15 protein-coding genes are annotated in these 13,116 nt (G+C 52.1%); 8 read left to right on the top strand and 7 right to left on the bottom strand.

The window, feature by feature from the left end:
• Nucleotides 1-224: 224 nt before the first annotated feature.
• Entirely contained in the window at nucleotides 225-791 is a 567-nt protein-coding gene (gene gmhB, locus HED65_RS22225) for a D-glycero-beta-D-manno-heptose 1,7-bisphosphate 7-phosphatase (protein ID WP_114980165.1), read from the bottom strand.
• A gap of 188 nt (nucleotides 792-979) precedes the next feature.
• Here gmhB and metN point away from each other — a divergent pair, with 188 nt between their 5' ends.
• From metN to proS, 6 genes are all read left to right on the top strand, one after another.
• Nucleotides 980-2,011 carry a methionine ABC transporter ATP-binding protein MetN gene (gene metN / locus HED65_RS22220; protein ID WP_028018280.1) on the top strand — a complete coding sequence of 344 codons (1,032 nt, stop codon included), beginning with the start codon at nucleotides 980-982 and terminating at the stop codon, nucleotides 2,009-2,011.
• A complete protein-coding gene (locus tag HED65_RS22215) occupies nucleotides 2,004-2,657 on the top strand; it encodes a methionine ABC transporter permease MetI (protein WP_003856130.1) in 654 nt (217 codons plus the stop codon). Before metN ends, HED65_RS22215 begins: the two co-directional genes overlap by 8 nt.
• Before the next feature lie 40 nt (nucleotides 2,658-2,697).
• On the top strand, nucleotides 2,698-3,513 hold the full coding sequence (metQ, locus tag HED65_RS22210) for a methionine ABC transporter substrate-binding lipoprotein MetQ (RefSeq protein WP_114980164.1): 816 nt from the start codon (nucleotides 2,698-2,700) through the stop codon (nucleotides 3,511-3,513).
• Between the two features lie 106 nt (nucleotides 3,514-3,619).
• On the top strand, nucleotides 3,620-4,024 hold the full coding sequence (rcsF, locus tag HED65_RS22205; protein WP_008501883.1) for an envelope stress sensor lipoprotein RcsF: 405 nt from the start codon (nucleotides 3,620-3,622) through the stop codon (nucleotides 4,022-4,024).
• Entirely contained in the window at nucleotides 4,021-4,728 is a 708-nt protein-coding gene (tsaA, locus tag HED65_RS22200; protein ID WP_114980163.1) for a tRNA (N6-threonylcarbamoyladenosine(37)-N6)-methyltransferase TrmO, read from the top strand. Before rcsF ends, tsaA begins: the two co-directional genes overlap by 4 nt.
• A gap of 112 nt (nucleotides 4,729-4,840) precedes the next feature.
• Complete coding sequence (gene proS, locus HED65_RS22195) at nucleotides 4,841-6,559, top strand: proline--tRNA ligase (protein ID WP_114980162.1); 1,719 nt, start codon at nucleotides 4,841-4,843, stop codon at nucleotides 6,557-6,559.
• A gap of 50 nt (nucleotides 6,560-6,609) precedes the next feature.
• On the opposite strand, the gene nlpE is transcribed toward proS, so the two are convergent.
• From nlpE to HED65_RS22180, 3 genes are read right to left on the bottom strand one after another with little or no spacing between them, the layout of a single operon-like run.
• Nucleotides 6,610-7,308 carry an envelope stress response activation lipoprotein NlpE gene (gene nlpE / locus HED65_RS22190; protein ID WP_114980161.1) on the bottom strand — a complete coding sequence of 233 codons (699 nt, stop codon included), beginning with the start codon at nucleotides 7,306-7,308 and terminating at the stop codon, nucleotides 6,610-6,612.
• A gap of 34 nt (nucleotides 7,309-7,342) precedes the next feature.
• Nucleotides 7,343-7,765, bottom strand: a complete 423-nt coding sequence (gene arfB, locus HED65_RS22185) for an alternative ribosome rescue aminoacyl-tRNA hydrolase ArfB (protein WP_114980160.1) — start codon at nucleotides 7,763-7,765, stop codon at nucleotides 7,343-7,345.
• A complete protein-coding gene (locus HED65_RS22180; RefSeq protein WP_114980159.1) occupies nucleotides 7,762-8,307 on the bottom strand; it encodes a YaeQ family protein in 546 nt (181 codons plus the stop codon). Before HED65_RS22180 ends, arfB begins: the two co-directional genes overlap by 4 nt.
• A 196-nt stretch (nucleotides 8,308-8,503) precedes the next feature.
• Here HED65_RS22180 and HED65_RS22175 point away from each other — a divergent pair, with 196 nt between their 5' ends.
• Together HED65_RS22175 and rof are read left to right on the top strand one after the other, a co-directional pair.
• The gene (locus HED65_RS22175; protein ID WP_008501889.1) at nucleotides 8,504-8,704 is read left to right on the top strand and encodes a YaeP family protein; all 201 of its coding nucleotides are present in this window, start codon (nucleotides 8,504-8,506) and stop codon (nucleotides 8,702-8,704) included.
• Nucleotides 8,691-8,951 (top strand): Rho-binding antiterminator, encoded by a 261-nt coding sequence (gene rof / locus HED65_RS22170; protein ID WP_010426685.1) that lies wholly within the window; start codon nucleotides 8,691-8,693, stop codon nucleotides 8,949-8,951. Before HED65_RS22175 ends, rof begins: the two co-directional genes overlap by 14 nt.
• Before the next feature lie 28 nt (nucleotides 8,952-8,979).
• On the opposite strand, the gene tilS is transcribed toward rof, so the two are convergent.
• The 3 genes from tilS to HED65_RS22155 all read right to left on the bottom strand — a co-directional run bounded on the left by tilS (nucleotide 8,980) and on the right by HED65_RS22155 (nucleotide 12,915).
• Nucleotides 8,980-10,269, bottom strand: coding sequence for a tRNA lysidine(34) synthetase TilS (tilS, locus tag HED65_RS22165; protein ID WP_114980158.1), 1,290 nt, complete (start codon nucleotides 10,267-10,269; stop codon nucleotides 8,980-8,982).
• Nucleotides 10,270-10,327: 58 nt separating this feature from the next.
• On the bottom strand, nucleotides 10,328-10,717 hold the full coding sequence (locus tag HED65_RS22160) for a VOC family protein (protein WP_114980157.1): 390 nt from the start codon (nucleotides 10,715-10,717) through the stop codon (nucleotides 10,328-10,330).
• Nucleotides 10,718-10,782: 65 nt separating this feature from the next.
• The gene (locus tag HED65_RS22155; RefSeq protein ID WP_114980156.1) at nucleotides 10,783-12,915 is read right to left on the bottom strand and encodes a lysine decarboxylase LdcC; all 2,133 of its coding nucleotides are present in this window, start codon (nucleotides 12,913-12,915) and stop codon (nucleotides 10,783-10,785) included.
• Between the last annotated feature and the right edge of the window lie 201 nt (nucleotides 12,916-13,116).

Below are 13,116 nucleotides of genomic sequence, written 5' to 3'. Positions count from 1 at the left end.
TGCAACGCGGCTTTCAGCTCACCGTTGCGAGGTGGCGTATATTACGCTTTCCTCTTTCAGAGTCAACCCGTTATTTCAGGATTTTTTCTCTTCAACCGACCGGGTTGTTTGTGAAGTGATTCACATCCGCCGTGTCGATGGAGGCGCATTATAGGGAGCCGCCGAGGAATGACAAGCGGAAAAATGCATTTTTATTTCAACCGCTCACCTTTTCACCAAAAAGGCTATTTTTGGTGCTTTTTGATCTCTTTTGGCAGCTCAGCCAGGCTATTAATCACCCAATCTGCTGCATTCTCTGCTTCTGGCGTCACTGGCTTACCGGTGCGTACTAATATTTTGGTGCCTACGCCAGCCGCGGTTGCCGCCTGCATATCTTCCAGTTTATCGCCCACCATATAAGAAGCAGCCATATCAATGTGCAAAAACTCCTGCGCAGAGATAAACATGCCAGGGTGAGGCTTACGACAGTCGCAGGTCTGGCGATACTCTTCGACGGTACCTTGCGAATGATGCGGACAATAATAGATACCGTCGAGATCAACACCGCGATCGGCCAGCGACCAATCCATCCATTCTGTCAGCGTTTCAAACTGCGCTTCGGTAAATTTACCGCGAGCAATACCAGACTGGTTGGTGACAACCACCAATGCATAGCCCATCTCTTTCAGCTGACGCATTGCATCTATTACGCCTTCGATAAACTCGAACTCATCAATCTCATGGACATAACCGTGATCTACATTAATAGTGCCATCACGATCGAGGAAAATTGCGGGTACTGATTTTGCCACCGGTTTGCTCCTGAAAAAGGCATGTCCGGCTAGTATCTCATGAATCGCAGCGCAATAAAGTGCTCATCGTACAGAGTTGGATTGATTTAGACGTCTGGATGCCTTAACATCCATTTTGTTTACGGTCATCACCCGTATCTGGCAGAAGAAAATGCCACGGCTAACTTACATACGATAAAAATAATCTAATGATTAAACTTTCCAATATCACCAAAGTGTTCCAGCAGGGGAACCGAACCATTCAGGCGCTGAACAACGTCAGCCTGCATGTACCTGCTGGTCAAATTTATGGCGTCATTGGCGCATCAGGTGCGGGTAAAAGTACGCTGATTCGTTGTGTTAACCTGCTTGAGCGCCCAACTCAGGGCAGCGTAGAAGTTGGCGGACAAGAACTTACCGCCTTATCGGAGAAAGAACTCACCAAAGCGCGACGTCAGATTGGCATGATCTTCCAGCACTTTAACCTGCTGGCATCCCGCACCGTTTTCGGCAACGTCGCCCTGCCACTTGAGCTGGATAACACGCCAAAAGAAGAAGTGAAGCGTCGCGTCATCGAACTGCTCGACCTCGTGGGTCTGGGCGACAAGCATGATAGCTACCCGGCCAATCTGTCCGGTGGGCAAAAACAACGTGTGGCCATTGCCCGTGCGCTGGCCAGTAATCCAAAAGTACTGCTGTGTGATGAAGCCACCAGCGCATTGGATCCCGCCACTACACGTTCAATTCTGGAACTGCTGAAAGACATTAACCGTCGTCTGGGCCTGACAATTCTCCTTATTACGCATGAAATGGACGTGGTGAAACGCATCTGTGACTGCGTCGCAGTGATCAGCAACGGCGAACTGATTGAGCAGGATACGGTAAGTGAAGTGTTCTCTCATCCGAAGACGCCGCTGGCACAGCAATTCATCCAGTCCACACTGCATCTGGATATTCCGGAAGATTATCTGGAACGCTTAAAAACAGAACCGACGGCAGATAGCGTCCCGATGCTGCGCATGGAGTTTACGGGTCAATCTGTCGATGCTCCCCTGCTTTCCGAAACTGCGCGTCGCTTTAACGTGAACAATAACATCATCAGCGCGCAGATGGATTACGCCGGTGGTGTGAAATTCGGCATCATGCTGACGGAAATGCATGGGACACAAGAGGAAACCCAGGCGGCAATTGCCTGGTTGCAAGAACATCACGTAAAAGTAGAGGTACTGGGTTATGTCTGAGCCGATGATGTGGCTGCTGGTTCGCGGCGTTTGGGAAACGCTGGCAATGACCTTTGTATCTGGCTTCTTTGGGTTTGTGATTGGTCTCCCGGTCGGCGTGCTGTTGTATGTGACACGTCCGGGGCAAATCATTGAGAACGCGAAGCTATACCGCACGCTCTCTGCGCTGGTGAATATCTTCCGTTCTATCCCGTTCATTATTCTGCTGGTATGGATGATTCCATTCACCCGCGTGATTGTCGGTACCTCTATCGGTCTGCAGGCTGCCATCGTTCCCCTGACTGTCGGCGCTGCGCCGTTTATCGCGCGTATGGTTGAAAACGCCCTGCTTGAAATCCCGACAGGTTTGATTGAAGCCTCCCGCGCAATGGGTGCCACACCGATGCAGATCGTACGCAAGGTTCTGCTGCCGGAAGCACTGCCAGGCCTGGTCAACGCGGCAACCATTACGCTTATCACCCTGGTGGGTTATTCCGCGATGGGTGGTGCAGTTGGCGCTGGCGGTTTAGGTCAAATTGGTTATCAGTACGGCTATATTGGATATAACGCTACCGTGATGAATACCGTTCTGGTATTGCTGGTTGTGTTGGTTTACTTAATCCAGTTCTCTGGCGATCGCATCGTCCGGGCTGTTACGCACAAATAACGTTACACACAACACAAACTCTACGAGTTAAGGATAAAACATGGCGTTTAAATTAAAGACCTTTGCAGCAGTAGGCGCGCTAATCGGCTCTCTGGCACTGGTGGGTTGCGGTCAGGACGAAAAAGATCCAAACCACATTAAAGTGGGCGTTATCGTGGGTGCAGAACAACAGGTTGCTGAAGTCGCGCAGAAAGTAGCAAAAGAGAAATATGGCCTCGACGTTGAGCTGGTGACCTTCAACGATTACGTTCTTCCGAACGAAGCGCTGAGCAAAGGCGATATCGACGCTAACGCCTTCCAGCATAAACCGTACCTGGATCAGCAGATCAAAGATCGTGGCTATAAACTGGTAGCTGTGGGTAACACCTTCGTTTATCCAATTGCGGGTTACTCCAAGAAAATTAAATCACTGGACGAACTGCAGCCAGGCTCTCAGGTAGCGGTACCTAACGACCCAACCAACCTTGGACGCTCTCTCCTGCTGTTGCAGAAAGTGGGTCTGATCAAACTGAAAGACGGTGTTGGCCTGCTGCCGACCGTTCTTGACGTGACCGAGAACCCGAAAAATCTGAAAATTGTTGAGCTGGAAGCACCACAGCTGCCACGCTCTCTCGACGATGCGCAGATTGCACTGGCTGTTATCAACACGACCTACGCCAGCCAGATTGGCCTGACACCAGCGAAAGACGGTATCTTCGTTGAAGATAAAGACTCCCCGTACGTTAACCTGATCGTGACTCGCGAAGACAACAAAGACGCGGAAAACGTGAAGAAGTTCGTTCAGGCCTATCAGTCTGATGAAGTTTACCAGGAAGCGAACAAAGTGTTTAACGGCGGCGCTGTTAAAGGCTGGTAATCTCACCTCAGTGTAATATCATCAGGACGGGCTTATGCCCGTCTTGTCATTTGTGCAGTCAACTGATTCAATATCTGACGTTTTGATTATCCATTGAGGAACTATTATGCGTGCTTTACCGATCTGTCTTTTAGCACTCATGTTGAGCGGCTGTTCTATGCTAAGCAGATCTCCCGTTGAACCTGTTCAAAGCACGGCAACCCCGCCAAAAACAGAGCCTGCGAAACCGAAAGTGGTTCGTCCTGCACCGGTTCGCATTATCACTAAAGCTGATGAGCTCGTCGGTAAACCGTTCCGCGAACTGGGTGAAGTGAGCGGTGAATCCTGCCAGGCGACCAACCAGGACTCTCCACCGAATATCCCTACAGCACGTAAACGCATGCAGATTAATGCCGCAAAAATGAAAGCGAACGCTGTTCTGCTGCACAGTTGCGAAGTGACCAGCGGCACACCGGGCTGCTATCGTCAGGCCGTATGCATCGGTTCTGCGCTGAATATTACGGCGAAATGAGTGTATTTCAGTTCGAGCAGATAGGCGTTATCCACTCGCCTTATAAAGAGAAGTTCGCCGTACCTCGCCAGCCGGGTCTCGTCACCAGCGGAAGTGGCGAACTTCACCTGATTGCTCCTTACAATCAAGCCGATGCGGTACGCGGACTCGACGCATTCAGCCATTTATGGGTGGTCTTCGTGTTTCACCAGACGATGGAAGGTGGCTGGCGTCCTACTGTGCGCCCTCCCCGGCTTGGTGGAAATGCGAGAATGGGTGTATTTGCGACTCGCTCAACCTTCCGTCCAAACCCGGTTGGAATGTCGCTGGTCGAACTGAAAGGTATACGTTGCCAGAAGGACCAGGTGATACTGGAGTTAGGCAGTCTTGATCTTGTGGATGGCACACCGGTCATCGACATCAAACCCTATTTGCCTTTCGCCGAAGCTCTCCCGGATGCGCGCGCAAGTTATGCTCAGGATGCCCCACAGGCGGACATGCCGGTATATTTTACGCCTGAGATAGCAACGCAACTGAGCCAACTGGAGAAACACTATCCTCGTTTGCAGAATTTCATCAGCGAAGTTCTGGCACAGGATCCCCGTCCCGCTTATCGCAAAGAAGAGGAAGCCGGGAAAACTTACGCTGTCTGGCTGCTGGATTTTAACGTTCGCTGGCGCGTCACAAAGGCAGGTTTTGAAGTGTTTGCCCTGGAACCCAGGTAATTTTAATCTCCTCTCTTTTGGCATCTTTGCCACACTGGTAAACTAAACCACTTTTTTTGTGTCAGGTTGACCTTTCAGCCTGTCTCACTAGTCGAAACGGAACCGTAACAACATGCGTACTAGCCAATATCTGCTCTCTACTCTGAAGGAGACGCCTGCCGACGCCGAAGTGATCAGCCATCAGCTGATGCTGCGCGCCGGGATGATCCGCAAGCTGGCCTCCGGGTTATACACCTGGCTGCCGACCGGCGTGCGCGTCCTGAAAAAAGTCGAAAACATCGTGCGTGAAGAGATGAACAACGCCGGTGCTATCGAGGTGTTAATGCCGGTTGTTCAGCCCTCTGAGCTGTGGCAAGAGAGTGGTCGCTGGGAGCAGTACGGTCCGGAACTGCTGCGTATTGCCGATCGCGGCGATCGTCCGTTTGTCCTCGGCCCAACGCATGAAGAAGTCATTACCGACCTGATCCGTAATGAGCTGAGTTCATACAAACAGTTGCCGCTGAACTTCTTCCAGATCCAGACAAAGTTCCGTGACGAAGTTCGCCCACGTTTCGGCGTCATGCGTTCTCGTGAATTCCTGATGAAAGATGCCTACTCTTTCCATACCTCTCAGGAATCTCTGCAAGAGACCTACGACAAAATGTACGAGGCTTACAGCAAAATCTTCTCCCGTATGGGCCTGGATTTCCGTGCTGTGCAGGCTGATACCGGTTCTATTGGCGGTAGCGCATCCCATGAGTTCCAGGTACTGGCGCAGAGCGGTGAAGACGATGTGATCTTCTCTGACTCCTCAGATTACGCGGCAAACATCGAATTTGCAGAAGCGCTGGCACCAAAAGAGCCACGTGCTGCTGCAACACAAGAGATGATACTGGTTGATACGCCAAACGCAAAAACCATTGCCGAGCTGGTTGAGCAGTTCAATCTGCCAATCGAAAAAACAGTGAAAACGCTGCTGGTGAAATCCACTGAAGGCAGTGCTTATCCGCTGGTTGCCCTGCTGGTACGTGGCGATCATGAGCTTAACGAAGTGAAAGCAGAGAAGCTGCCGCAGGTTGCCAGCCCGCTGACGTTCGCTACGGAAGCTGAAATCCGCGCTGTGGTCAATGCTGGTCCAGGCTCTCTGGGCCCGGTAAACATGCCTGTGCCTGTTGTTATTGACCGTACGGTAGCGGCAATGAGCGATTTCTCTGCAGGTGCCAACATCGACGGTAAACATTACTTCGGCATCAACTGGGATCGCGATGTGGCTACACCTGAAGTGGCTGACATCCGTAACGTCGTTGCTGGCGACCCAAGCCCGGACGGACAGGGTACGCTGATGATCAAACGCGGTATCGAAGTCGGTCACATCTTCCAGTTGGGTGATAAATACTCTCGTGCGATGAACGCTGCCGTTCAGGGCGAAGATGGTCGTAACCAGATCCTGACCATGGGTTGCTACGGTATCGGGGTAACACGTGTCGTGGCCGCAGCGATTGAGCAGAACTATGACGAGCGTGGCATCGTCTGGCCGGACAACATTGCACCATTCCAGGTCGCGATTCTGCCAATGAACATGCACAAGTCTTACCGTGTGCAGGAACTGGCTGAGAAGCTGTACGCTGAGCTGCGTGCTCTGGGTATCGAAGTGCTGATGGATGACCGTAAAGAGCGTCCAGGTGTGATGTTTGCTGATATGGAACTGATTGGTATCCCACATACCATCGTCATCGGCGACCGTAACCTCGATAGCGACGAAATTGAATACAAATACCGTCGTAACGGCGAGAAACAGATGATCAAGACCGGCGATATTCTTGATTACCTGGTGAAAGCCATTAAAGGTTAAGAAACAAAAAACCCCGCTCCGGCGGGGTTTTTTAATGGGGCTATATCGGCTTACTTGCTGTTGCAGTCTTTACCCGCGACAAACTTCGCGTCTTTATCTGCCACCAGCGTTTTCACCATCTCTCCGCTATCCGGATTTGGCTCCAGCGTAAAGTGACCGTCGACCGTCAGCAATACCGGCTTACTGTCATTTCCGCGCGCAACAGCGTAATCACGTTCTAGCTGTGCGTTGTTCGCCACGCTGACTTTCCTGCCGGTTGCACAGTCGGTAAAGATCGCCGCATCAGCCATATAGAAATACATACCCCGCATTGCCATCGGCGTGGCAGGCAGGGCCGCCTTTACCGGTGCCAGCGTGTAGTTGAACTGGGACTCAATCGGATTACCTTCACGGTCGAGCATCTCCATCCCCTCGCCTTTAGCGCGGAAATAGGTTTTCTCACCTGTGCTATCCGTCAGGACCAGCTTCTCAGCCGTACGCGCCCATGTCCCGTAAGTCGCAAAAGAAGACGGTTCTTTAGCGCCCTGATACCGCTGATTCATCACCCAGGTACCGTCTTTTTGCAGGAACAGAGACGTTTCAATGCCCTCACAGTCTGCGCAAGGCAATACGCCGCGCCAGCTCTGTTGCATGGGCTTTAACTCTTCATTCTGCGCGGGTTGCAAAACCTGCGTTTCAGAACGGTTGTTACACCCGAAAAGCGCAAACAGCGTACTCACTGCCAGCGCTGATAATAATGCTTTTTTCACAATGAATTCCTTCTGAAAATTGTGTTCCTTTTCGTCACTCCATGGGGCGACGAACTTTACCGCGTAGTGCTTTCACTGTGGATTTTTGGGCCTTCGACGACAGCCGACGCTCTTTCGATGCGCGAGTGGGCCGTGTTGCCCGACGGCTCTTTTGTACCGCGGTTAATTCTTTGATTACCGCCACCAGCCTGGCTATTGCCGCTTCCCGGTTCAATTCCTGGCTACGGTACTCCTGGGCTTTAATCACAATGACACCATCGCTGGTGATCAGGTGATGGCTGGCTGCAAGCAGACTTTCTTTATAATACTCTGGCAGGCTTGAGGCCCGAATGTCAAAACGCAAGTGGATAGCCGTGGAAGCTTTATTGACGTGCTGTCCACCTGCACCCTGAGCACGAATGGCGGTGATCTCCAGCTCATTGTCAGGAATGCTGACGTTTCGGGACAAGACGATCATGAGGCGGGTTGCCACGCCGTCAAATGAATTTCCAGATTATTCTGAGAATCAGAGAGCCAGATTGCGCCATCCTGAATCGTCGCCTGCAGGATCATGGTCCGGCTGGCAAACTCACTCAACTGCGCCAGTTGCTCATCATCCAGATACCAGACGGTAAGATTGGCAAACTGCCTGCATTTGCTCTTATTTTGCTGCCACCAGATCTCCGCAGCACGCTGATTATACGCAAATAATGCAACTTCAGCAGACTGAGTGCAGGCCTTTTTAATACGACGTTCATCCGGCAGACCAAGTTCAATCCACAGATCGATACCCAGATGATCATTGCGCAGCCAGGCTTCTGGCTCGTCCTCTGCACTTAAGCCTCGGGTAAATTGCAGTCGCTCGTCAGCATACTTAATCCACGCCAGCAGGCGCAGCATCATGCGTTCCTGGGTTTCTGAGGGGTGGCGTGCCAGAGTAAGCGACGCATCCAGGAACTGGTTGCGATCAAGATCGGCCACATTGACCACTGCTTTATAAATTGTCGCTTTCAGCGCCATGAGAGAACTCCATTCGAATCAGGCGCACATTGTAGCGAAAACAGCGGCAAAAGGCTGTTACGAGGTGATAAATACACCACTATCAAGGCTCTGATATTGCTTAAATGAGTATGGTATAGTCACCTTGCTAAACCGAGTTTATCTTCGTAGGCTTAATGATATCTCACAGTAAGTCAGTGCGCTGGCGGGAGGGGATGTGAATAATTATTGTGAGTTAATTCGCAAACGGTATGCGGAAATCGCCAGCGGGGATCTGGGGTATGTCCCGGACGCGTTGGGCTGTGTATTGAAAGTGCTTAATGAAGTGGCCTCTGATGAGAGCCTTTCAGAGTCGGTCAGGGAGAAAGCAGCGTATGCTGCGGCGAATTTACTGGTGAGCGATTATGTCGATGAATGATACTTATCAACCCATCAATTGTGATGACTATGACAACCTCGAACTCGCCTGCCAGCATCATTTAATACTGACGCTGGAGCTAAAAGATGGCGAAGTGTTGAAGGCGAAAGCTAGCGATCTGGTTTCGCGTAAGAATGTGGAATATCTGATCGTGGAAGATGCCGGTGCGACGCGTGAGTTGCGTCTGGACAAAATAGCCAGCTTCAGCCACCCGGAAATCGGCACTGTCGTGGTAAGCGAGTCCTAATCATACTAACGGGCAGTCAAACTGCCCGTTACGCTTTCAGCCATTCAAAACTGACACCCTCTTCTGCCCATCCCTCTTCCGTGATGAAAACCCCTGCAGCAGCAATCAGTGTTTCGCCGTAGAAAAGGAGTGGCGTTGTATCGCGCAGCCACGGTGGCACGTTACACTCCTGCCATATTTTCTTCAGCTTCCGCCCCCCGTTGCGCCCGACGATATGTAGCATGCCGCCAGCCTTAAAGCGCACGGTGATCTGTTCACCGGGCTCCGGTAGGCGCACATGGCCAGACGCTACCAGAGAGACTCGTCCTGCATCACAGGGTAATATCAGCGGTAATTCGGGTGACGCCCAGTTGAGTACGACATCGGTAAAAGAGGGGGTAGATTTTATCCACCAGAGCTTCCCTTTATAGCGCCTTACATCAAAACCATTCAGATGTACGCACGGGGACGCATCCTCCCGCGACTGAGCAACTTCGTCCCAGATACGGCTCAGCATTGCCCGCGATGGCATCGCTGCGCGATGAGTAGCCAGCCAGCGTCGTAGCAGTGCCGCCCGACGCATTGGGCTCATCGCTTCCAGCGGCGCGATCGCCAGTGCTCCGTCTTCAGAGATCAGTTCAGCAAGCTCCTCACTCAACAACTCATCAAGCAATGCTTCCTGTTCGGCGCACAGCATGGCGCTTCTTGCTGCCGCATCAGCAAAATGCGGCCAGCGCTCGCTCAACAGCGGAAGGATACGCAGACGCAGAAAATTACGGTCGTAGCTGTCATCCTGATTGCTCTCATCTTCAATCCAGCTCAACTGATATTCCCGTGCCCAGGCTTCCAGCGACGCGCGCGTCTCACCCAACAGCGGACGAAGTAATGTCGTCCCGGCAAATTCAGCTCGTTCGGGCATGGCAGAAAGCCCCGCAGGCCCGCTGCCCCGCTTAAGCGCCAGCAAAAAGGTTTCGCACTGGTCATCCAGATGCTGCGCCGTAACCAGCGCTTCGCCAGGCTGTAATACGCTGGTAAAAGCGGTATAACGCGCTTTACGCGCTTGTGCCTCAATCCCCAGCCCTTCATCCTGAAGCGTGACGCGTTCAGCGATGAACGGGATTGCCCACGCGGCACACAGCGCCTCGCAGTGTGCCACCCAGGTATCGGCATAAGAACTCAATCCGTGGTGGATATGTATCGCCCGAAGCTGAACATCAGGCTCCAGATCACGCCAGAGCTTCAAACGATGGAGCAGAACGGTAGAATCCAGGCCACCGCTAAACCCCACCAGCAGCTGGCGGTACGGTGAAACGGCTTGTGCGATAGCGGGTAAGGTCATAGGAGATTACACATAAAAAATGCCCGAACTGAGCGGGCATTATCACACAGGACAATCATTACTGCTGATAAAGCTCCAGCGGCAGGCCGTCCGGGTCGCTGAAAAAGGTGAAACGCTTGTCGGTGAATGGATCGACGCGTATCGCTTCGCACGCCACACCGTGCGCTTCCAGATGTTTTACTGCGCTGTCCAGGTCATCAACGCTGAAGGCAAGATGGCGCAGACCACAGGCTTCCGGGCGTGACGGGCGCGCAGGCGGGAAAGGAAAGGAGAACAGTTCAATCACGTATTGCCCGTTTAACGCGAGATCCCCCTTCCAGGAGTCACGCTCCTCGCGGTAGGCCTCGCTCAATAGCGTAAAGCCAAGGATATCGCAGTAGAAAGCCTTACTTTTCGCGTAATCGGTCGCAATGATCGCAATATGGTGAACCTGTTTTAAACCCAGCATAGCTTCTCCTTTTTATGATCCCTGAACGTTACAACCGAAAACCCACACCTGGCAAGTGGCCATCTTTATTTTAGGACTCGCACCCAGTAAACGCCGTTCTCATCGCGCTTCGCACCGTGAATATCCGTCTCAAATCCGGGATAGTGGCGCCCTACCGAACAGAGCATCAGCAGGAAATCGAGCACGGCCCGACTCTCCTCGGTGATCATCTCTCCTGGCATCAGGAGCGGGACACCCGGCGGATAAGGCAGGATCATATTGGCTGAAACGCGCCCGACCAGATTTTCCAGCTCAACGGTTTCGACCTCCCCTTTCACCTGGCGCTGCCATGCCTTGTGCGGGGTGAATTTCATCTCTGGCAACACATCAAACGCCTGCAGCATCAGACGCGGCAGATCGTGCTGCCGAATAAGCCGATGGATCCCCTGAGCGAGATCCTGAATACGCATATTGCGATAGAAGTCAGGATCCTCCGCATAGAGATCCGGCAGCATGTTTTTCACACGCAGGTTGAGATCATAAGCGCGCTTAAACTCCATCAGGCCGCGCAATAGCCCCATCGCCCGGGTTTTATCAATGCCAATGCTGAACAGGAAGAGCAGGTTATAAGGACCCGTTTTTTCAACCACCACACCCCGTTCATCAAGAAATTTCGCGACCAGCGCGGCCGGGATACCTTCATCGCTCATCTTGCCTTGTTCATCCATACCCGGCGTCAGGATCGTGACTTTTACCGGATCGAGAAACATATGATCGCTATCCGCTTCGCGGAAACCATGCCAGTTTTCACCGGGTGAGACGGGCCAGCATTCTGCTTCATCAATCTCTTCCGGTTGCCAGATATCGAAGAACCAGCCGTCAGCTTCATCTTTCAGCCGCTGAACTTCTTTGCGGAAATGTAGCGCACGCTCCACCGAGCGGTTGATCAGGCGTTTGCCCGGATTGCCACGCAGCATCGCCGCTGCCGTTTCAATGGAGGCCACCAGCGGATAACTCGGCGAGGTCGTGGTATGCATCATAAAGGCTTCGTTAAATGTCTCTTCGTCGTACTCGCCTTTTATGTGAATCAACGACGCCTGAGAAAACGCTGCCAGCATTTTGTGCGTCGACTGCGTTTCAAAAAATACTTTACCCGGCACACGTTCACCACTCATCCCGCTTTTCCCTGCGTAAATCGGGTGGAAATTGGTGTACGGCACCCAGGCGGAATCGAAATGGATCGAGGGAACGTCCAGCGCCTGTTTGATCCAATTGGTGTTGTACAGCAAACCGTCATAAGTGGAGTTGGTGATCACCGCGTGGACAGGCCAGCTTGCACCTGGAACAGCCCCGACCTTTCTTTCAATGGCTTCATGTGCAAACTCCCGGCGTGGAATACCGCCGAGGATACCGAGCGCGTTACGCGTAGGTGAGAGCCAGAGCGGAACGACGTCGCTCATCATGAGCAGGTGCGCCAGCGACTTATGGCAGTTCCGGTCAATCAACAAGGTGCTGCCAGACGGTGCGGCGTACATCCCGACAATTTTGTTCGAGGTCGAGGTGCCATTGGTCACCATATAGCTTTGCTCAGCGCCGAACGTGCGGGCAATGTACTCTTCGGCTTCCAGATGCGGGCCAGTATGGTCAAGCAGAGATCCCAGCTCTGTGACCGAAATCGACACGTCCGCTTTTAACGTATTGCCACCAAAGAAATCATAGAACAGGCAGCCCACCGGACTTTTTTGATACGCCGTTCCCGCCATATGTCCGGGTGTACAGAAGGTATATTTGCCCTCTTTCACATAGGTAAACAGCGCACGGGTAAACGGTGGCGTGATGTTATCGAGATATTCACGTGTGTACTGCTGAATACGGGTCGCAATATCGTCCGCGACGCCAAGCGAATATTCAAAGAACCAGAGCGCCATACGCATATCATGGGCGCTGACGTCCATCGTTGAGTGGGTATTGATAAACGCGTACAGCGGGAGATATTCGTTCAGCTTGTTGATATCGCTGCACAGCTCGAGGTCGTACTCATCCCAGTCGAAGATTACCCCACAGATACGCGGGTTGTGCTCAATAAATTTCAGCAGATCGGCGCTATTGTGTGGCCAGATCAGCTGATACCCGCGCGACTGCAGGGTTTGTTCCAGCTCCTTGATGGGCTCGTCTTTATAAAAGACGCCGTGCGGCCCCATAATGGCAATAATGTTCACGGTTTACCTCCTTGAAAAATATTAGCTAAGCATAGTTAAGGTAAACGGCAGGTATAAAAAAAGCCGCAACATTGTGAAGTGAACCCCGAAAGTTGGACATCCAATGATTAGGGGTTTTGCGTTTCAATGGGCAGAAAAAAATATTCATCTGAATTCAAGCAGAAAGTTGTTCTCCACTATCTGAACAGTGGTGACGGTGCA

This window comes from Pantoea sp. LS15 (assembly GCF_012241585.1).
In the GTDB taxonomy this organism is placed as follows: Bacteria; Pseudomonadota; Gammaproteobacteria; order Enterobacterales; family Enterobacteriaceae; genus Enterobacter.
Note: the sequence above shows the minus strand (reverse complement) of the source record. Positions and strands in the feature narration are given on the sequence as shown.

Bases quoted from the DNA above. Each gene is read 5' to 3' on its own strand.
- metN (WP_028018280.1), top strand. From the start codon at position 980: ATGATTAAACTTTCCAATATCACCAAAGTGTTCCAGCAGGGGAACCGA.
- HED65_RS22215 (WP_003856130.1), top strand. From the start codon at position 2,004: ATGTCTGAGCCGATGATGTGGCTGCTGGTTCGCGGCGTTTGGGAAACG.
- metQ (WP_114980164.1), top strand. From the start codon at position 2,698: ATGGCGTTTAAATTAAAGACCTTTGCAGCAGTAGGCGCGCTAATCGGC.
- rcsF (WP_008501883.1), top strand. From the start codon at position 3,620: ATGCGTGCTTTACCGATCTGTCTTTTAGCACTCATGTTGAGCGGCTGT.
- tsaA (WP_114980163.1), top strand. From the start codon at position 4,021: ATGAGTGTATTTCAGTTCGAGCAGATAGGCGTTATCCACTCGCCTTAT.
- proS (WP_114980162.1), top strand. From the start codon at position 4,841: ATGCGTACTAGCCAATATCTGCTCTCTACTCTGAAGGAGACGCCTGCC.
- arfB (WP_114980160.1), bottom strand. From the start codon at position 7,765: ATGATCGTCTTGTCCCGAAACGTCAGCATTCCTGACAATGAGCTGGAG.
- HED65_RS22180 (WP_114980159.1), bottom strand. From the start codon at position 8,307: ATGGCGCTGAAAGCGACAATTTATAAAGCAGTGGTCAATGTGGCCGAT.
- rof (WP_010426685.1), top strand. From the start codon at position 8,691: ATGTCGATGAATGATACTTATCAACCCATCAATTGTGATGACTATGAC.
- tilS (WP_114980158.1), bottom strand. From the start codon at position 10,269: ATGACCTTACCCGCTATCGCACAAGCCGTTTCACCGTACCGCCAGCTG.
- HED65_RS22160 (WP_114980157.1), bottom strand. From the start codon at position 10,717: ATGCTGGGTTTAAAACAGGTTCACCATATTGCGATCATTGCGACCGAT.